Genomic DNA, 21846 nt, shown 5'->3' with positions numbered 1-21846 from the left:
CCACGCAAAGGCATCTTTGCTGTATTCGCGTTTTCCAGTGAATTCACCGCCGCGCACACATTCTGGCGGCGCACTCATGCTGAGGGGTGGCCATGACGGACACGCAGGGCGATGACCGTGTGTACGCGGTGGTGCTGAACGACGAGGAACAGTATTCGATCTGGCTGGCGGACCGGGAGCTGCCGTTGGGCTGGCACCGGGAAGGGAAGACCGGCCGACGGGAGGACTGCCTGGCGTACATCGGCGAGGTCTGGACGGATATGCGCCCGCTGAGTCTGCGGCGGCGGATGGAGCAGGACGGCGTTCGATGAGTTCCCCGGCCACCCAGCCCGCGGAGGGACGCGACCCCGACTCCGGCGACCGCGTGCCGCAGTCGTTCGGCCAGCGGCGGCTGTGGTTCCTGGACCGGTTGACGCCGCACAGCGCCGAGTACGTCGAGCCCTGGGCGATCCGGCTGCGGGGCTGCCTGAACGTGGCGGCGCTGTGCGCCGCGCTGGACGCAATAGTCGCCCGGCACGAGGTGCTGCGCGGCGGATTCGATGTGGTGGACGGCGAACCGGTCCAGCGGATCGACCCGCCGGAACAGGTCGCCTTGGAGCAGGTCGATCTCACCGCCGACGGGGAGCGGGATCCGGCGGCGCTGCGGCGGCTGGAGGAACTGATCGCGTGCCAGACCGCACGGCCGATCGACGTGAAGCGCGGGCCGCTGCTCCGTGCGGTGCTGGCGATTCTCGGGCCCGACGACCACGCGCTGGTCGTCACGGTGCACCACATTGTCTGGGACGGCTGGTCGGCCGCCGTGTTCGGGAACGAATTGAGCGCCCTCTACGGCGCGGTTGTCGCCGACGGGTCCGTATCCGACGCCCTGTCCCCCTTGCCGGTCCAGTACGGGGACTACGCCCTCTGGCAGCGCGAGTGGCTGCGCGACGACGAGCTGGAGCGGCGGCTGGACTACTGGGGAGGCCGACTGGCGGGAGCGGTCGCAACCGAACTCGCACCCGACCGCACCCGTCGGCCCGTACGCGGCACGACGGGCGCGACCTCGGCGTTCCGGATCCCCGCAGGTCTCGTCACGCGCCTGCGCGACCTTGGCCAGGAACACGGCGCGACGCTGTACATGACCCTGCTGGCCGCCTTCGACGTGCTGCTGGCCCGCTACACCGGCTCGACCGATGTGGTCATCGGCACACCGCTCGCCGGACGCGGCAGGCGCGAGGCCGAAGACCTCATCGGATTCTTCGTGAACACGGTGATCCTGCGCGTCGACCTGGGCGGAGACCCGTCGTTCACCGAGGCGCTGTCCCGTGTGCGCGAGGCCGCCCTCGACGCGCATGCCCACCAGGACGCCCCGTTCGACCAGATCGTGGACCGGCTCGGCGTGGAACGTGATCTCAGCCGCACGCCGCTGTACCAGATCAGCTTCGTTCTGCAGAACAACCCCGAGGCCGCACTGGACCTGCCCGGTCTGCACACCGAGCGGATACCCGCGCAGAACCCGGCGGCACGCACCGATCTGACCTTCGACCTCAGAGAGCTCGGCGACGGTTCCGTCGAGGGCGTCATCATCTATGCGGCCGCCTTGTTCGAGCAGGCCACCATGGACCGCCTGGCGGACCATTTCGTGCGCCTGCTGGAGAGTGCCGGAGCGCGGCCGCACAGCCGGATCTCAGAGCTGGAGTTCGTCACCGATGCCGAACTCCACCAGCTGGTCGTGGCGGCCAACGACACCGCCCGGCCGCGCTCGTGGGAACCGGTCCACCGCGTGATCGCCCGGCAGGCGACCGACATCCCCGACGCGACCGCCGTTGTCGCGGGCCAGATACAGCTCACCTACGCCGAACTCGATGCCCGGGTCAACCGGCTGGCGCGTCATCTGCGCGACCTCGGCGCCGGGCCGGAGTCGGCTGTGGCCGTTTGCCTGGAGCGGGGGCCGGACCTGGTGGTGGCCCTGCTCGCCGTCCTCAAGGCGGGCGGTGCCTACGTGCCGCTCGACCCAGGCCACCCGGGCGAACGGCTGGCACACATCCTGACCGACTCCGGCGCGCGCATCATCGTGACGGGATCAGCGTCCGTTCCAGGGCCGATCGCCGCCGGCGACATCGTCCACGTCCGGCTCGACGACGACCGGGAACGCATCGAGTCGCAAGACCTGTCGGATCCGCACTACCCCGTGGACCCGGACGCTCTCGCCTACATCATCTACACATCGGGCACCACCGGGCGGCCGAAGGGCGTGTCCGTCAGCCATCGTGGACTGATCAACTACCTGTGGTGGACCGTCGAGCAGTACACACGGTACGGGGGCCGGGGCACCGCCCTCTTCTCTTCGGTCGCCTTCGACCTGGTCGTGCCGAACCTCTACACCCCCCTGTTGATCGGGCAGCCGGTGTATCTGCTGCCGCAGGACTTCGAAGTGGCCGGACTCGGCCAACTGCTGCTCGACGTCGGCCCGCTGGCGTTCGTCAAGCTCGCCCCCGGCCATCTGGAGCTGATCGCTGCCCAGCTCGGCCCCGGGCAGCCCGCCAAGATGGCCGCCCTGGTGATCGCGGCGGGCGATTCCTTCACCAGCCGCTTGGCCAACCACTGGCTGGAGCTGGCAGGTGCGGGGAAGACCCGGCTCGCGGCCGAGTACGGCCCGACCGAGATCACGATCGGCAACTCCGCCCACTTCGTGGAGGGACCGGTCACCGACGAGCTGGTGTCGATTGGCACACCGATCCCCAACACCACGGCGTACGTTCTGGACGCGTCACTGCGCCCGCTGCCGGCCGGCGTGGTCGGCGAGGTGTACGTGGGGGGAGCCGGGGTCGCGCGCGGCTATCACGGATTGCCTGCGCTCACTGCGGACCGTTTCGTGCCGGACCCGTACGGCCCCCCCGGATCACGCCTCTACCGCACCGGAGACCTGGCCAAGGTGCTGCCCGGCGGGGATTTCGGCTTCGTCGGACGTGTCGACACTCAGCTCAAGGTACGCGGCTACCGGGTGGAGGCGGGCGAGGTCGAGAACGCGCTCGCACGGCATCCGGACGTCGACGCCGCCGTGGTCACGGTCCGCGAGGTCGGCCCGGGCGACCACGAGCTGGTCGCACACGTCGTCCCTGGCCGCGACCGGGTGTTGAGCGCGGACGCGCTGCGTGCCTTTCTTGGAGAACGGCTGCCGTCCTACATGATCCCCGCAGCATTCGTGCCGCTGGACCGGTTCCCGGTCACCAGTAATGGAAAGGTCGATCTCCGTGCGCTGCCCGCACCGGGACGGCCCGCGCGTGGGGCAGTGGAGTACAAGGCACCGTGGACCCCCGCGCAGCGGGACGTCGCCGAGGTGATGGGGACCGTGCTCGGTGGGGCCCAAGTGGGAGCGGATGATCGCTTCTTCGACATCGGCGGCGATTCCATCCGCGCCGTCGCCCTCGTCGGACCCTTGCGCGCGAAGGGCTACACCGTCAGCGTCCGGGACGTGTTCGAGCACCCCACGGTCGCCCGCTTGGCGGAAGCGATAGGGGAGCGTGACGTGAAGACGGCGGCCGCACCGGTTCTCACCTCCTTCCAGCTGCTCGCCGAAGGCGACCGGAAGCGTCTGCCCGACGGTGTCGTAGACGCGTACCCGTTACCGCTGTCCCAGGCGGGCATGCTCTACGAGATGTCGCGAGGCGACGAACGGCCGGACTACCAGGTGATCGGCAGCTTCTACATCACCGACGACGGGCCGTTCTCCGAGCGGGCGTTCGAGCATGCGGTATCCGGGGCCGTGGCCCGGCACGAGGCGCTGCGCACCTCGTTCGACCTTGTGTCCTACTCCGAGCCCCTCCAGCTCGTGCATGTCGAAGCCAGCCCGCTGATCAGTATCCATGACCTGCGCGGCCAGGACGGCGACCAGGACCTCACGGTCCGCTCCTGGATCGAGGAGCAGCGCAGACTGCCGTTCGCCCTCGACCGGGCCCCGCTGATCCGGGTCGCTGTCCACCTGCTCTCTGACGAGGCTTGGCGGCTCACTCTGGTGCAGTGCCACGCGGTCCTGGACGGCTGGAGCGAACACACCCTGCTCAGCGACCTGCTGGCCCGCTACCGGACAGCACGGCAAGGGGGGACGGCAGCGGGCCAGGTGGCAGAGTCCGGCCGGGCGCGATTCGCCGATCTCATCCCGCTCGAACGCGCAGCGCTGTCCGACGCGCGGACGCGGCGCTTCTGGGAGGAGCGGCTGCGCGGCGCCGTGCGTTTCGCCGTGCCGGAAGCCTGGCGCGACGGCTCGGCGCCGGGCGGTGACATTTACTACCAAGTCGGTGTGCCGTTCACCGATCTCGAAGAGGATCTGCGCCGACTGGCCGCTGCCACCGGTGTACCGCTCAACGTCGTCATGCACACGGCCTATCTGCGCACGATGGCCACGGTCAGCGGAAACCGCCGGTTCTGCACAGGACTCGTGTGCAACGTACGGCCGGAAGAGACAGGCGGCGACCAGGTCCTGGGCATGTTCCTGAACACCGTCCCGTTCGTGTGCGACCCCACCTCCACGACATGGCGTGATCTCGTGGCCGAAGTCTTCGCCGAGCATCGCGCGCTGTCACCCCACCGCCGTTACCCGCTGCCGGAGATGCAGCGCCGCTGGGGCGGAGGCGAGAGGCTGGTGGACACCCTCTTCAACTATGTCGACTTCCATGTGGTCGACCACGATCTCGTCGACGTCACCCGCACTATCGAGGCGGGCCAGGGCGAGGTCGCCTTCGACATCACCGCCATGAACGGGACGGCCGTGGTCACCGGCAGGGCGGACCGCATCGGACGCGAGCACGCCCTGCTGCTGGCCCGCGTCTACCGCCGGGTACTGGAGCTGATGGTCGCCGACCCGGACGGCGACCCCCGGGGGAATGTGCTGCCTGATGACGATCTGCGGGCGGCGCTGAACAGTGCCGAGGCGTCGCCCGGTGAGCTGCCGCGGCTGTGCGTGCACGAGTTGTTCTCCCAGCAGGCCGCGCGCAGCCCCGGCGCCACAGCGGTCGTCGACGAGCGTGAACGGCTGAGCTACGCGGAACTGGACGCACGCGCCGACCGTCTCGCCAGCCGCCTGCGCGAGGCCGGCGTCGGCCTCGAGGTACCGGTGGGCGTATGCCTGCCACGCTCGGTGGAACTCGCCGTCGGCCTGCTCGCGGTGCTCAAGGCCGGTGGGGCGTTCGTGCCGCTGGACCCGGGCCACCCGCTCGACCGGTCGCACGCGATCCTGCGCGAGACCAAGGCGGCGGCGGTGCTCACAGCACCGTCGACGGCAGGGTTGTTCGACGGATTGCACTGTGTTGTCATCACGCCGGACGGGGAAGCCGGTGCCGCGTCGCCGACCGTACGGGCCGCCACCCTGCCGTCCTTGGCCAGCAGTCCGGACAACGCCGCGTACGTGGTCTACACCTCGGGTTCGACAGGCGCGCCGAAAGGTGCGGTGAACACACACCAAGGCCTGGTCAACCGCGTGCTGTCCGGTATCCGTCTGCACGGCGTGCGCACAAGCGACCGGATACTGCAAGCCACCCGACTCTCGTTCGACCCGGCGATCTACCAGATCTTCGTGCCGCTGCTGGCTGGGGCGAGCGTGGTGATGGCGCCCGACGGTGCGGAGCGCAGTTCCGCCGAACTCGTCCGGCTGCTGGCCCGGCACGACATCACCGGACTGGAACTCGTCCCCTCTGTCCTTCGCGCACTCGCCGACGAGCCCCGGCTGTCCGAGGCCACCGGCCTGCGCTGGCTGACCTCGGCGGGAGAAGCCCTCCACGCCGACCTGTGCGACCGGCTGGCCCGGCACAGCGACGCCCAGATGTGGAACGCCTACGGGCCCGCCGAGTGCGCGATCGGCGTGACCGATCGGCGCTGGCGGCCCGGTCAGGACCTGGGCCTGGTGCCACTCGGCCGGGCGATCGACAACATCCGGCTGCTCGTCCTGGACGCCCAGGGGCTGCCGGTGCCGGCCGGGGTGCCGGGCGAGCTGTACGTGGGCGGAGCGGGGGTGGGCCGTGGTTACGTGGCCGCGCCCGCCCTGACCGCTGAGCGCTTCGTACCGAACCCGTACGGGCCGTCAGGATCACGCCTCTACCGCACCGGTGACATGGTCCGCCGGTCACTGGACGGGGAACTGGAGTTCCTCGGCCGTATCGACCACCAGGTCAAGGTCAACGGTGTACGCGTCGAGCTGGAGGAGGTCGAGCACGCACTGCTCGGCCACCCTCGCGTCGCCGCTGCCGCCGTCACCGCCCGGACGGGCGATGACGGCAATTCCAGGCTCGTCGCGTACGTGCTCGGCGAGCCCGCCGACGGTGTGCCGGGCGACACCGAAGGGATCACCTCGGCCGGGCTGCGCGAGTTCCTGCGTACTCGGCTGCCGGAGGACCGTGTCCCGTCATCGTTCGTGAGGCTGGACGAGTTCCCGCTGACCGACAGCGGGAAGATCGACCGTGCCGCGCTGCCGTCCCTCGCCACGGGTGAGGACTTGCGCCCGCCCCACACACCGCCGGCTACCGAGGCCGAACGGATCGTGGCCCGGATATGGACCGACGTACTCGGCGTCCAGGGCATCGGGGCGACCGACGACTTCTTCCAGCTCGGCGGTCATTCGCTGCTGCTGACCCGGCTGGCCGCCCTGCTCGGCACCGAGACCGGCCGGAACGTGCCCGTACGCGAGCTGTTCCGTGCGTACACCGTGCGGGCACAGGCTCAGCTCATTGGCGCCGGGCACGACACCCTGCCACCGATCCGGCCGGTCGGCCGACACCTTCCGCATCCGCTGTCGTTCGCCCAGCAGCGGCTGTGGTTCCTTGACCGGCTGAATCCCGGCAGCGCGCAGTACACCCTGCCGCTGTTCGTGCGGCCGCCGGCGTCCGCGGGCGCCGGCGCCGTGCGGCGGGCCCTCGAAGAGCTGGCTGTCCGGCACGAAGCCCTGCGCACCCGCTACGCGCTGATCGACGGCGAGCCGCGGCAGGTGATCGAGGACGGGGTCCTGGTGGACCTGCGGGTAGTGGAAGCACGGCCGCACGAGATCCCGGCCCTGACCGCCGGGCAGCTGGCCCGTGGGTTCGATCTGGAACGCGGCCCGGTCTGGCGGGCGTTGATGATCACCGCTCCGGACGAGCAGCCTCTGCTGCTCGTGACCGTCCACCACATCGCGTGTGACGGATGGTCAGCGGTGACGCTGGAGCGAGACGTCTTGGAATTGCTGGCGGCACGGCTGCAACACCGTGCCCCCGCACTGCCGGAACTTCCCGTGCGCTACGCCGACTACGCGGTCTGGCAGCGAGGCCGCCTGGCTGCCGGGGAACTGGAGGACCAGCTCGCCTACTGGAGGAATCAACTGGCCGGTCTCGCCCAGCTGGAGTTGCCCACGGACCGGCCGCGTCCGGCCGGCCGTGACCCGCTCGGCGCCGCGATCGGCTTCACCGTGCCCGCCGACATTGCGCGCGCCGTTCTGGCGGTCGGCCGACGACACGGCGGCACTCCGTTCATGACGCTGCTCGCGGCGTTCGCCGCGCTGCTGGCGCGGTACAGCGGCCAGAGCGACATCGCGATCGGCACCCCGGTGGCAGGACGGCTGCACCCGGACGTCGGCGATATCGTCGGCTGCTTCCTCAATACCGTGGTGTTGCGCTGCGACACCTCGGGCGACGTCGCCTTCGGCGAACTGGTCGACCGGATCCGCGCGACGACGCTTGCCGCCCAGTCCGCCCAGGAGGCTCCGTTCGAACTCCTCGTCGAGGAGCTGGCGCCGGACCGCGACCTCTCCCGCAACCCCTTGGTGCAGGTCGTGTTCGACCTGCACGACGAGGGCGTTACCGGGCTCGCAGCCGAAGACACGCGGTTCGACGGGCTCGGCGGCGACTGGCGCGGGGCACAGGTGGACATCAACCTCACCGTCTCACGGCGCGCCGACGACTCCGTGGACGCGGTGCTGGAGTACGCCACCGCGCTGTTCGACGAGGCGACCGTGCGACGGTTCGCCCAGCACTACGTCAGGCTGCTGGAGAGCGTGGCCACCGCGGAGAACAGCCGGCTTTCACGACTGGAGATCCTCTCCGGACCGGAGCGGCATCGCCTGGTGCACGAGTGGAATGACACAGCCGTCGAACGCGCCCTGCGGCCAGCCCACGAGGTGATCGCCCGTCAGGCGGCAGCCACACCCGAAGCGGTCGCTGTCCGCGTGAGCGGCGCGTACCTCAGCTACGCCGACCTGGACCGGGGCGCGAACAGGCTCGCCCGCCATCTGTGTGCGCACGGCGTGGGCCCGGAATCCGTGGTCGGGATCTGCCTGGACCGGGGCCCCGACCTGATCACAGCGTTCCTGGCGGTGTGGAAGGCGGGTGCCGCCTATGTCCCGCTGGACCCTGCGCACCCGCGCGACCGGCTGGCGTACATGCTCGGCGACGCCGATGCCCGCCACGTCCTCACCCAGACCGACCACAGTGCCGGCCTGGCCGCGGCGCACGACGCCGAGTACATCCTTGTCGACCGTGATCGTACGGCGATCGACGCTCATGACGGCACGGCACTGCCCCCCACCGACCCGGACGCGTTGGCCTACATCATCTACACCTCCGGCTCGACCGGTCGGCCCAAGGGGGTGCTGATCGGTCACCGCGGTCTGGCGAACTACCTGGAGTGGACCGTCGAGGACTACACCCGGCAGGACACCGGAGGCACGCCCCTGTTCTCCTCCGTCGCCTACGACATGGTCGTTCCGGACCTGTACACCGCGCTCATGACCGGACAGCCGGTGCACCTGCTTCCGCCACGGTTCGACGTGACCGAGCTGGGGCGGCTGCTGGACGAAGCAGGGCCTTTCGCGTTCATCAAATTGACCCCCGGTCACCTCGACCTGCTTACGGCTCAGCTGACCCCCGACCAGGCAGCCGGCCTGGCCGGAACCCTGGTCGTCGGCGCGGACTCCTTCCCCTCCACGGTGCTCGACCGCTGGCTTGCGCTCGCCGGACCGAACGGGCCGAGGCTGCTCAACGAGTACGGTCCGACAGAGATCTCGGTCGCCAACTCCACCCACATCATCGACGGACCCGAACCGGGCAGCATCGTTCCGATCGGCCGGCCCCTGCCGAACACCACGGCCCACGTGCTGGCCCCGGGGCTGAACCCGGTGCCCGTCGGAGTCGTCGGCGAGCTGTTCATCGGAGGTGTCGGTCTGGCACGCGGCTATCGGAACCTGCCCGCGCTGACCGCGGAGAGGTTCCTTCCCGATCCCTTCTCGGACCGGCCTGGTGGGCGGCTGTACCGCACTGGCGACCTGGCCCGCCACCGGCCGGACGGCGAACTCGAGTTCCTGGGGAGGACGGACGAACAGATCAAGCTCCGCGGCCACCGGATCGAGCCGGGCGAAGTGGCCGCGGCCTTGACCAGTCACCCCGGAGTGCGCGACGCGTTCGTCACCGCCGACGGCGGTAGCCGCAGGCTGATCGCCTACTGCGTGCCCAGCGCCGATGCCCTTCCCGGACCGGCCGAGCTGGCCGAACATTGCTCGGCCCGGCTGCCCGACCACATGGTGCCGGACCTGTACGTGCCGCTGGACCGCATCCCGCTCAACGCCAACGGTAAGGCCGACCGCGGGGCACTTCCCGCACCGGACGCGGCAGCGGGCCCGGCGCCCGACGACACCCCGCCGCGCAACGCGCTCGAACAGCGGCTCGCCGACGCCTGGGCGGACCTGCTCGGGATCACCGGCGGCTTCGGAGTCCACCGCAGCTTCTTCCACCTCGGCGGGAACTCCATCCTCGCGGCCCGGCTGGTCGTACGCCTACAGGAGGAGTTCGACGTGGCCCTGCCCCTGCGCACCGTGTTCGAGCACGCCACCGTCGCGGCCATGGCGCAGGCCGTGGAGGCCGTGATCCGGGCCGAGATCGCCGCGATGTCCGATGCGGAGATCCGGTCCTATGCCACCGATCGCGATCGTTTCGACCCGGCACGAGAGGCCCGCTGATGACGACAAGCAGGGAAGGGTCCGAACGAGGCGGTACCGACTCGCTCCGCGAAGAGCTGCTCCAGCAACGGCTCGCGGGACGGGCGACGGCTCGCCCCGGCACACCGCCGCGCGTGGACCGCAGCCGCCCACTGCCTCTCTCGTCCGGCCAGCGACGCCTGTGGTTCCTCAGTCGGCTGGAGCCGGAAAACCCGGCCTACCTGGTGCCCCTGGCCTGGCGCCTGCACGGCCCGCTCGACGTGGCGGCCCTCCGGCGGGCAGCGGACAGTCTGGCCGCCCGGCACGAGATCCTGCGGACACGCTACGAACTCGACGGCGGCGGACCGGTGCAGCGCATCGACGCGCCGGGACCGGTCGATTTCGAGTCCGTGGACCTGTCAGGCGGTCCGGCGGGCATGCAGGACCTCGCCGAACGCGAGCGGCAGGCGGCCGAACTCGCACGCCGCGAGGCCAGAACCCCCTTCGAGCTGGATGCCAGGGCTCCGTTCCGGCTGCGACTGGCCATCCTGGGCGAGCAGGATCATCTGCTGATCGTGGTGCTCCACCACATCGCCTGCGACGGCTGGTCGGTCGGCGTTCTCACCGATGAGCTCACGGCCCTGTACCGGGCGGCGCTGACCGGCACCCCCGCGCAGCTGCCGCCCCTGGCGGCGCAGTACGTGGACTACGCGGCCTGGCAGCGCGACCAGTTGACCCCCCAAGTACTGAAACGCCAGCTCGACCACTGGACTGGCCGGCTCGACGGGCTGACCGCCGTCACCCTGCCCACCGACCGACTGCGGCCCGCCGTACACCGGTGGGAGGGGGACGACATCGGCTTCACAGTCCCGGCCGCTCTCGCCGACGACCTACGCGCCCTGGCCGCGAAGCACAACGCGACGCTGTACATGGTGCTGGTGACGGCGCTGCACGTGCTGCTGTCCCGCTACAGCGGTGAGCAGGATGTGGCGGTCGGCACCTCGGCAGTGGACCGCCGCAGGCCCGAGACCAAGAATCTGATCGGTGTCCTGCTGAACACGCTGGTGCTGCGCGCACGGTGGGACGGCGACCCGTCCTTCGCCGAGCTACTGCGACAGGGCCGGGAGATCGTGCTGGAGGCATTCGACCACCAGGATGTGCCCCTGGAACGGCTGGTCGACGGGATCGAACCCGACCGGGACCTGTCCCACAACCCGTTGTTCGGCGTGATGGTGGAGATGCACTCCGCGCCGCAGCGCGGCCTGGACCTGCCCGGAATCCGCTCCGAGCCGGTCGACCCGGCTGGACGGGTCACCAAATTCGACCTGACACTGCACCTGACCGAACGCGCGGACGGAGCGATAGCGGGAACGCTGGAGTACGCGACCGCATTGTTCGACGCCACGACGGCGGCCCGGATGGCCGAGCACTACACCCGTCTGCTGCGTGGTGTCGCCACGGCTCCGGACGGTGCGCTGTCACAGCTGGAAATAGCGGGCGAGGCCGAGCGCCGCACAATGGTCGTCGATGGGAACGCCACCGCGCGGCCTCGGCCGGAGCGGCCGGTGCACGAGGAGTTCGCCCGCCAGGCGGCGCACACCCCCGACGCGGTCGCGGTGACCGCCGGGCGGACCCGCATGACGTACGCCGAGTTGAACGCGCGGGCCAACCAGCTGGCCGGGCATCTGAGGGCGCTGGGAGTCGGCCCCGAGCGGGTCGTCGGGATCTGCGTCGACCGGGACCCGTCGCTGCTGGTCTGCCTGCTGGGCGTCCTCAAGGCCGGAGGCGCGTACTTGCCCCTGGACCCTGAACATCCGGCGGAGCGGCTTGTCTCCGTGCTTACGGACAATGGGGCCCACGCCGTCATCGTCGCGCCGGCCCATGCCGGGGCACTCGACGCGTTCCCCGGGGCCAAGGTCGACCTGGACCGTGACCGGGAGGCGATCGCCGGACATCCCGCACACGATCCGGCCACCCCCGACCCCGGTATGGACGGGCTCGCGTACATCATGTGCACCTCCGGCACGACCGGGCATCCCAAGGGAGTCATGGTCGGTCACCGTTCACTGATGAACTATCTGTGGTGGACCGTCGACGAGTACGCGTCGCCGGGCAGCGGCGGAACGCCCTTGTTCTCCTCGGTGGCCTACGACCTGGCCGTGCCGATGCTCTACACACCGCTGCTGACAGGGCAGACGGTGCACCTGCTGCCGGACGGCTATGACCTCGCCGACCTCGGCAGCCTGCTGGCCGCGGCGGCTCCCTACGGGTTTGTGAAACTGACGCCGAGTCATCTCAATGTACTGGCCACGCAGCTGACCGCCGAGCAAGCCGCCGGTCTGGCCGAGGTGGTGGTGGTCGCGGGTGAGCCGTTCGGAAACCGTCTGCTCGACCAGTGGCGGGCACTGGCCGGAGAGCGGGGCCCGAGGCTGGTGAACGAGTACGGCCCCACCGAGATCACGGTCGCGAACTCTGCCTACCGGGTCGAGGGCACCCAGGGCGTCGAGCCGCTGCCGATCGGCAGGCCGATGCCGAACACGACGGCGTACGTCCTCGACGACCACTACCGTCCCGTACCCATGGGTGCGGTCGGCGAGGTGTACGTCGGAGGCGACGGCGTGGCCCGGGGCTACCGGAACCAACCGGCGCTGACCGCCGAGAAGTTCGTACCCGACCCGCTGGGCACCCATCCCGGCGGACGGCTCTACCGCACCGGGGACCTCGCCAGGGTGCTGCCCTCCGGCGACTTCGCGTTCCTCGGGCGCCGGGACACCCAGCTGAAGCTGCGGGGTTTCCGCATCGAGCCCGGGGAGATCGAGACCGCACTGGCTGCTCATCCCGGCGTACGCGACGCCGCCGTCGTACTGGTCGGAGACAGCGACGCCGAGCGCCGCCTCGCCGCCTACCTCACCGCGGCCCGCGAATCGGTGCCCGACGCGGACGAACTGAGGGACTTTCTCGCGGCCCGCCTCCCGCAACACATGATCCCCGCCTTCTTCGTGCCGTTGGAACGCCTTCCGCTGACCGGCAATGGCAAGACCGACCTGCGCGCGCTCCCCGCCCCGGGGCCGCTCCGGCCGGGCGTCGCGCATGTGCCGCCGCGCAACGCCACCGAGGCCGCGATCGCCGCGGTCTGGTGTGAGGCCCTGGGGATCGAGCGGATCGGAGTGCACGACAACTTCTTCCACGTGGGCGGCGACTCGATCCGTGCCGTGGCCGTCGTCGGCGCACTGAGGGACGACGGATTCTCGCTGACCGTCCGGGACCTCTTCGAGCGCCGGACCATCGCCCGGCTCGGGGAGCTGCTGGCGACGCAAACGGGTCCCGTCCGCCCGACGGCGACCGTCGCGCCGTTCTCGCTGCTCACCGCTGAAGACCGGTCGGCTCTGCCGGCCGGGCTCGACGACGCCTACCCGCTGTCACAGATTCAGACCGGCATGGCCTACGAACTCCTCGCCTCCGGTGGGACCGGCAACTACCACAATGTCACCGCTCTGCGAATCAACGACAACCGGCCGTTCGACCTGGACGCTCTGCGAGCCGCGGTCGCGCTCGTGGTCGAGCGTCACGAGGCGCTGCGCACCTCGATCGACCTGACCTCGTTCTCCGAGCCGTTGCAACTGGTCCACGCCACCGCCCGGATGCCCGTGGGGGCACGTGACCTGTCCCGGCTCACGGACGAGGACCGGGAGCAGGAGATCCGCAGGCACATGGCCGAGGAACGGGCCAGGCCCTTCGACTTGATCCGGCCTTCCCTTTTCCGGCTCTTCGCCCACACCGGGCCGACCGAATGGTGGCTGGTGCTCACCGAGTGCCACCCGATCCTCGAAGGGTGGAGCTGCACCTCGATGATCGCGGAGGTGCTCGACCACTACCGGCGAATCCGCGACGGCAAGGTACCGCGGCCGACCGAGCTGCCCGCCGTGCGCTTTGCCGACTTCATCGCGGCCGAGCGGGAATCCCAGCAGTCGCCGCAGGAACGGGATTTCTGGAAGGGCGTCCTGGACAGCCACGTCAAGTTCGCGCTTCCCTCGGCGTGGGCCGGTGACCAGGACGCTCCCGATACGCTGCACAAAGTGCTCGTCCCGTTCGACGACCTCGACGCGGCTCTGCGCGGGTTCGCCGCCGAGGCGGGTGTCTCGCTCAAGAGCGTCCTGCACGCCGCGCACCTGAAGGTGATGAGCATGCTCACCGAGGAGCGCGCCGTGTTCACCGGACTCGTCTGTGACGGCCGGCCTGAACTCGCCGGCGCGGACCGCGTCTTCGGCATGTACCTCAACACCGTTCCGTTCCCGTTCACCCTGCGGTCCGGCAGCTGGCTCGATCTGGTGCAGCAGGTGTTCCGGACCGAGGTCGAGGTGTGGCCGCACCGGCGCTATCCGCTGCCGGAGATGCAGCGCGTCCTCGCCGACGGCGAGCGGCTCATCGAGGTGTTCTTCAACTACCTGGACTTCCACCGGCTCGACCCGGGCCTCGTGGACGGTGGCACCACCATCGACGACAGCCCCAACGAGTTCGCCCTCTCCGCGACCTCCCACCCCGGTGTTCTGACCCTGACGACCCGCAGCAGGGCCATCAGTCGGCAGAACACCGAGCGCCTCGCCGGGCTTTACCGCCTGGTGCTCGAGGCCATGGCCGAGGACCCTGGCGGTTCGGCGCTGACCAACCCCCTGCCCGGAGCCGAACTGAAGGCCCTCCACGAATGGAACGACACCGCGGCGAGCTACCGGCGTGACCGGTGTCTCGGCGAGCTGGTCGCCGAACAGGCGCACATGGCACCGGCAGCGGTCGCCGTGGTGGACGTCAGCGGGCGGAGCGTGTCCTTTCAGGAGCTCAACGAGCGGGCGAACCGGCTGGCACACCTCCTGCGCGAGGCCGGAGCAGCCCCGGAGGTGTTCGTCGCCGTCAGCTTCGAGCACAGCGTGGACATGCTGACCGGGCTGCTCGGCGTGGTCAAGTCGGGTGCCGCGTACGTCCCTCTGGATCCCGGCCACCCGGCCGACCGTTCCGCGTTCGTGCTCGCCGACACCCGCGCCGCGATTCTGGTGACCCAGCAGCATCTGCTGCCCAAGCTGCCGCCGTTCGACGGGCGGGTGATCTGCCTCGACCAGGATCAGGCCCTGCTCGACACGCGTCCCTGCACAGAGCCCCCGACCGTCAGCCACGCCGAGAACCTGGTGTACGCGATGTACACCTCAGGCTCGACCGGACGCCCCAAAGGCGTGATGATCACGCATCGGGGACTGATCAACTACCTGGACTGGGCAGTCGACGGCTACGGCCTGGACGGCGCCCAGGGCGCGCCCATGCTCGGGTCGATCGCGTTCGACCTGTCCGTCCCCAACTTCTGGCTGCCACTGATCGGCGGGCGCAGCGTGACGCTGCTGCCGCAGGACCGCAGTCTGCAGTCCCTGGCCGAACTGATCCAGGCGCCCGGTGACTTCAGCCTACTGAAGATCACCCCGGCGCACCTGGACGTTCTGCGCATGCAGATGCCGCCGGACGGTGTGGTGGACAGCGTACGCACCTTCGTGGTCGGGGCCGACGAAGTGCGCCCGGAGACCGTGGTGGCGTGGCGCCGCGTGGCCCCGTCCGCGCGGATCATCAACGAGTACGGGCCGACCGAGACCGTGGTCGGATGCTCGGTGTACGAGACAACCGAGGATTTCGACCCCGGCGAGCCCCTCCCGATCGGCAGGCCGATCGCCAACACGCGCATGTACGTGCTGGACAGCGCCCTGCAACCGGTCCCCGTGGGCGTCGTGGGAGAGCTGTGCATCGGCGGCTCCGGGGTGGCCCGCGGCTACCTTCGCCGACCCGCGCTCACCGCGGACAAGTTCCAGCCAGACCCTTACGATCCGGTGCCCGGAGCACGCCTGTACCGCACCGGCGACCTGGCCCGGTTCAGGCCGGACGGCAGTCTCGACTTCCTGGGACGGATCGACCACCAGGTCAAGATCCGCGGCTATCGCGTGGAGCTGGGTGAGATCGAGGCACTGCTGTCGCAACACCCGCGGGTGAGCGAGGCGGTGGCCGCGGTCCGCGAGGAAACGCCGGGCGACAAGCGACTGGTCGCTTACGTCGTGCCCGTCGCCGGGGAACGCCCCGGACACGACGAACTGAGGAACTCCCTGGCCGAGAGACTGCCCGACTACATGGTGCCCCGGCAGTTCGTCACCCTCGACGCACTGCCGCTGAGCGCCGGCGGGAAGGTTGATCGCACCAGGCTGCCAGCGCCCGGACACCTGCGAGCCGAACGGGCCGGAGCCGTCGCGCCGCGCACGGCCACCGAACGGCTCCTCGCCGGCATCTGGGCCGACCTGCTGCGGCTCGACAGCGTCGGTGTCCACGACGATTTCTTCCAGCTGGGAGGATACTCGCTGCTCGCCGCGCAGCTCGTCGCCCGGGTGCGTGCGGAAACCGGTGCCGATGTGCCGCTGCGCCGCATCTATCAGGCCGTCACGATCGCCGGGCAGGCGGAGATCGTCGAGGAGTGCGGAACACGGCAGATCCCCCCGGTGCAGCCGGTCCCGCGTGCGGACCGCCTGCCGCTGTCCTTCGGCCAGCACCGGATGTGGGTGCTGGACCAGCTCAACCCCCGGAGCCCCGAGTACATCGTCACGCACGTGCTGTCCTTCGACGGCGATGTGGACGCCGAGGTGTTGCGGAGGGCACTCGTCGAACTGTCCGCCCGGCACGAAGCGCTGCGCACCAGGTACCCGATGGACGACCAAGGCCCCCGGCAGGTCGTCGAGCTGGTCGGCGACGTCGGTCTCACGGTCGTACAGGCGGCGCCCGAGCAGCTGACCGAGCTCGCCAACGCCGACATCGCCCGGGGCTTCGACCTGGCCACCGGCCCGGTGTGGCGCGCGCTGCTGGTGCGCCTGCCGTCCCACCGGGCGGCGCTCGTGCTCACCATCCACCACATCGCCTGCGACGGCTGGTCCACAGTGATCCTCACCGAGGAGCTGCGGGCCCTCTACACGGCACTGAGCGGAGGCCGCCCGTCCCCGCTGGCCCCGCTGCCGGTGCAATACGCCGACTTCGCCGTGTGGCAGCGCACCTGGCTCACCGACGAGGCGCTCCGCGAGGACCTGGACTACTGGCGGCTCGCCCTCGCCGACGCGGCCCCGCTGAATCTGCCGACGGACCGGCCACGGCCTGCGGTCCGCGACATAGCAGGCGGGCTGTACGGATTCCGTATTCCGCCGGCCCTGTCCCGGCGCATCGAGCAGCTCGGCCGTGAACACGGCGCCACTCCGTTCATGGCGCTGCTCACCGCGTACATGGTGCTGCTGGCGCGGCACTGCGCACAGGACGACATCTGCGTCGGAGTGCCGGTCGCCGGGCGTGGGCGGCCGGAGGTTCACGGAGTGGTCGGGTTCTTTCTCAATACCGTGGTGCTGCGGACGGACACGGGAGGCGGTCCCGGCTTCGCAGAACTGCTCGACCGGGTGCGGCAGACCGCGGTCGAGGCCTTCGCCCACCAGGACGTGCCGTTCGAGCGGGTGGTCAACGAGCTGGTCGCGCAGCGTGACCCGTCCCGTACCCCCTTGTTCCAGGCGCTGTTCGACCTCCATGAGGCGGGACGGTCCGGTGTGGCTGGTGACCGGGACGACCAGGCGCTGTTGTCCGAAGGCGTGGTCCAGGCCGCGAAGACAGACCTGGCCCTGGTGGTCCGGCGCGAAGCTGACGGATCCTGCGAAGCGGCCTTCGACTATGCCACCGCGCTGTTCGACCGCACCACGATCGAGCGGTTCGCCGATGACTACCTGCGGATACTCGAACAGGCCGCGGGAGACCCGGTCACACCCCTGCTGCCCGTCCGCACGGCGGAGCGCAAGCGTGCCCCGGCGGCGTCCTCGGCCGCTCCCGCGGGCATGCCCACGCCTCCGCGGACGCCGACGGAGAAGCTCCTCGCCGCGATATGGGCCGAAGCCCTCGGGCTCGACCAGGTCGGGGTGCACGACAACTTCTTCGACCTGGGCGGCGACTCCGTACTGGCCATCCGGGTCGTTCAGCGGGCACGCCGCGACGGACTGCGCATACCCCCACGGCTGATCTTCGAGCACCAGACTGTCGCCGCTCTCGCCGCGTCGGCGGACACCCGGACCGCCCCGGCCACACCAGGTCAGGACAAGGCGACAGGAGAGGTGCCTCTGACTCCGATCCAGCGCTGGTTCACCGAACTGGACGGGGAATCACACCACTACAACAGCTCGGTCCTGCTGTCGGTGGAGGGAACGCTCGGGCCGGAACTGCTCGAACGAGCGCTGCACGCGGTCGTCGATCACCACGACGCGCTGCGTCTGCGGCTCGTCCGCGACGGGGACATCTGGCGGCAACGCGTCGTCGCACAGGAGCCGCATCACCTGCTCCGGCGTGTGGACCTGTCCGATGAGGGCCCGGCGGACCATGACGCGCTGATGGAGCGGATCGCGACCGAGGCACATCGCAGCCTGGACCTCGCCACCGGACCGCTGCTGCGCGCGGTGCTTTTCAAAACCGGCGACGACCGGCCACCCCGGCTGCTGATCACGATCCACCATCTGGCGGTCGACAGCGTGTCCTGGCAGATCCTGCTGGAGGACCTCGACCTGGCCTGCCGACAGATTTCCGACCGATCCATGCCGGAACTCCCGGCCGCCACCACCACCTACCTGCGGTGGGCCCGGAAACTCGAAGAGCTGGCCAACTCGGACGAACTTCTCACGGAACTGAACGTCTGGTCGCAGCCAGAGCTGAGGCGACCCACCGCCCTGCCCCCCGGCAAGCCGAGGGCGTCCGCCGGTCCGGGAGAGACCGGCACCACGGCCGACGCCCGCACCGTGGAGACCGTGCTGGACGCCACCGACACCGAAGCGCTCCTGCGCCGCGTAAGGGGCGTGCGCGAAACCCGGGTCGACGACGTGCTACTGGCCGCGTTGGCTCTCACCATTACCCGGTGGAACGGCGAGAACCAGCTGCTGGTGGACGTCCACGGCCACGGCCGCGAAGATCTCTTCGACGACGTCGACGTCTCGCGCTCCGTCGGCTGGTTCACCAGCCTCTACCCCGTCGCCGTACCGGTCCCCGCCGACCGCGACCCGGCGCGGCTGCTGGCCGGCATCAGCACGCAGCGGCGCCGCATCACACGCGGCGGTGTCGGCTTCGGCCTGCTGCGCTACATGCGCACCCATGGCGACACCGGCACGCTCGCCGCGCTGCCCTCGCCGCCGGTCAGCTTCAACTACCTCGGCGGGCAGAAGGACCAGGACGGAGGCGGGCAGTTCCTCCTGCTGCCGCTGCCGGACACCCCGGGAGAGCTGCGCAGCCCCCGGGGAGCCCGCCGCCACGTTCTGGAGATCACGGCGTCCATACGCGACAGCACGCTCCGGATGACCTGGACGTACCCGGGTGGGCGGTATGACAGCCTGACCATGAGGCGGCTCGCCGAGGACCATCTCACCGAGGTACGCAACCTGATCGGCGACAGAGCTAAGACCTCTGTCGTACCGCGGTCCACTTGCCCTGTACGGTCACCGCTGACCGCCGAGATCGCCGAGAAGATGGCCGAACTCGGAGTGCCCGGGCTGAGCCTCGCCGTCGTCAGCGACGCGAGATTGAACGCCGCATGGGGCTACGGAGTCACGGTGGCGGACGGGGCAGCCCAGGTCACACCGGACACGCCCTTCCAGGCGGGGTCGGTCAGCAAACACGTGGCTGCGCTCGCCGCGCTACGGCTCGCCGGACAGGGTCGGCTCGACCTGGACGCGGGCGTGCGCACGTACCTGACATCGTGGCGCCTCCCAGGCGAAGGCCGGTCTGCGCACGTCACCGTGCGGCAGCTTCTCGGTCACACCGCCGGGCTGACGTTCGCCCGGTACGGCGGCTACGCGCGCACCGAACAGCCGCCCTCGCTGCTGGACGTACTCGAAGGGAGGCCGCCCGCCACGACATCCGCCGTGCGTGTGCAGGCATCGCCGGGCGAGGCGTTCCGCTACTCCGGCAGCCACTACACGGTGTTGCAGCAGCTGCTCACCGATCTCACCGGGCAGCCGTTCCCCGAACTCATGGTGGAGCTGGTGCTGGATCCGCTCGGCATGACCGGCAGCAGCTTCGCCCCGGCGTTCCCCGAGAGCGGCAGGCACGGGCCGGCCCACGGCCATACCCACACCGCCGTCCCGCTCCCCGGCGGCTGGCGTGTCATCCCGGAGCTGGCCGCGGCCGGATTGTGGACCACCCCGGCGGACCTGGCCCGGCTCGCTCTGGACGTCCACGGGGCCCTTCGGGGCGAACCATCGGTGGTGCTCACGCGGCCGCTGGCCGAGCAGCTGCTCCTCGACCGAGGAAGCGGCTACGGGCTCGGCTGCATCGTCGATCCCCAAGGCCCGGTCTTCGGGCACTCCGGTGAAACGGACGGCTACCGGTGCCTGACCGTCATGGACGCCGGGCGCCGCAGCGCGCTGGTGGCCATGACCAACGCCGACAGCGGCGGCGAGCTCATCGACTTCGTGGAGGCGGCCCTGGGTCGAGAGCGGGAGGAACTGCGCTGGGCGGCGGGCTGCCGTCGGTGGATGAACGCGGTCCTCGCGGCCATGGGCACCGCATGAGCAGAGCTCAGGCACCCCGGGAGACGAGCCGGGAGGCGGGGCCTCTGCGGCGCAACCGCGACTTCCTGCTGCTGTGGAGTGGCGCGGGGATCGCCTTCCTCGGGTCGAGGGTGGGCGCGATCGCGTATCCGCTGGTAGCGATCAAGCTCACCGGTTCGCCCAGCAGCGCCGGCGTGGTGGCCTTCGCATCCACCCTGTCCATGGTCATGCATCTGCCCGCCGGGGTCCTCGTCGACCGGTTCGACCGCCGCCGCATGATGATCGCCTGCGATGCCGGCCGCACCCTGGCGGTCGTCAGCATGGTGACCGCCCTGCTCACCGGTACTGGCTCGATCCCGCATCTCGCGGCCGTGGCGTTCGTGGAGGGCAGCCTGACCACGTTCTACCGGATTGCCGAACGGGCCGCGGTGCCCAACCTGGTGCCTCCCGAGCAGCTGACCCTGGCCATGTCCAGGAACGAAGCCCGCGAACGCTCGGGCGGGCTCCTCGGTCAGCCGGTCGGCGGGGCACTGTTCGGCCTGGCGGCCTGGCTGCCGTTCGTCGGCAGCACCGCTTCCTACCTGATGTCCCTGGGTACCCTGCTGTGCATCAGGAAGGGCCTCCAGGACAACTCGGTACGGAAAGACGAACGTCTGACCAGAGAGATTGCCGAAGGGTTCGCCTGGATGTGGCGCCACGCCTTCGTGCGGGTCACCACCCTGCTGATCGCGGGCAGCAACACCCTCTTCCAAGTACTCACCCTCTCGCTCATCGTGCTGATCGAGGGCGACGGAGGATCGTCGACCGTGGTGGGGCTGGTGCTCGCCGCGACCGGAGTGGGCGGCATCGCGGGAGCGCTCAGCGCCTCCTGGTGCACGGAGCGATTGCGCATGCCGGTGATCGTGCTCGCCACCAACTGGATCTGGGCACCTCTGGTCATCCTGATCGCCTTCGTCCACGAGCCCCTGCTGCTCGCCCTGATCTCCGCCGTCAGCGGCTTCGTCGGCGCGCTGTGGAGCGTGGCGGTCTCCGCCTACCAACTGAGGATCACCCCGGACGCCATCCAGGGCCGGGTGCTCAGCGCGCAGCTGCTGTGCGGGTTCCTCCCGGTCCCGTTGGGCGCGCTGGCGGGTGGCTGGCTTCTCGAATCGCGGGGCGTGCACACCACCGTTCTGATCCTTGGTGCGGGCATGACACTGCTGGCCGTCGCGTCCGTGGTGAGTCCCGCCATGCGTCAGGCGCTCGCGTCCGACGAAACCGGCTCACGTCCAGGCCTCCGCCGCCCGGAGGAGTAGAGGCGAAAAGCCGCTGCGCGGCGGATTGCAGCCGGTGTGAACGACGTTGAATTCTTCCTTCTGACGATAT

General features: G+C 70.1%; 4 protein-coding genes. All 4 read left to right on the top strand.

Translation table 11 applies throughout. From position 1 onward, the window contains the following. Nucleotides 1–92: 92 nt before the first annotated feature. Genes ABZZ20_RS08935 through ABZZ20_RS08920 form a run of 4 tightly spaced genes read left to right on the top strand, consistent with a single transcriptional unit; the run spans nt 93 to nt 21776 of the window. The gene (locus ABZZ20_RS08935; protein ID WP_356868296.1) at nt 93–311 is read left to right on the top strand and encodes an MbtH family NRPS accessory protein; all 219 of its coding nucleotides are present in this window, start codon (nt 93–95) and stop codon (nt 309–311) included. Continuing rightward, nucleotides 308–9952 (top strand): amino acid adenylation domain-containing protein, encoded by a 9645-nt coding sequence (locus ABZZ20_RS08930; protein ID WP_356868294.1) that lies wholly within the window; start codon nt 308–310, stop codon nt 9950–9952. The genes ABZZ20_RS08935 and ABZZ20_RS08930 overlap by 4 nt, the downstream gene beginning before the upstream one ends. Then, nucleotides 9952–20502 carry an amino acid adenylation domain-containing protein gene (locus ABZZ20_RS08925; protein ID WP_356868293.1) on the top strand — a complete coding sequence of 3517 codons (10551 nt, stop codon included), beginning with the start codon at nt 9952–9954 and terminating at the stop codon, nt 20500–20502. Before ABZZ20_RS08930 ends, ABZZ20_RS08925 begins: the two co-directional genes overlap by 1 nt. Continuing rightward, nucleotides 20499–21776, top strand: coding sequence for an MFS transporter (locus tag ABZZ20_RS08920; protein ID WP_356868291.1), 1278 nt, complete (start codon nt 20499–20501; stop codon nt 21774–21776). The genes ABZZ20_RS08925 and ABZZ20_RS08920 overlap by 4 nt, the downstream gene beginning before the upstream one ends. The last annotated feature ends 70 nt before the right edge of the window (nt 21777–21846 follow it).

It is taken from the genome of Streptomyces sp. NPDC006430 (genome assembly GCF_040612395.1).
Lineage (GTDB): Bacteria > Actinomycetota > Actinomycetes > Streptomycetales > Streptomycetaceae > Streptomyces.
This window is presented reverse-complemented; position numbering and strand designations above follow the sequence as displayed.

Coding starts and splice junctions, on each gene's coding strand:
- ABZZ20_RS08935 (WP_356868296.1), top strand. CDS start 93: ATGACGGACACGCAGGGCGATGACCGTGTGTACGCGGTGGTGCTGAAC.
- ABZZ20_RS08930 (WP_356868294.1), top strand. CDS start 308: ATGAGTTCCCCGGCCACCCAGCCCGCGGAGGGACGCGACCCCGACTCC.
- ABZZ20_RS08925 (WP_356868293.1), top strand. CDS start 9,952: ATGACGACAAGCAGGGAAGGGTCCGAACGAGGCGGTACCGACTCGCTC.
- ABZZ20_RS08920 (WP_356868291.1), top strand. CDS start 20,499: ATGAGCAGAGCTCAGGCACCCCGGGAGACGAGCCGGGAGGCGGGGCCT.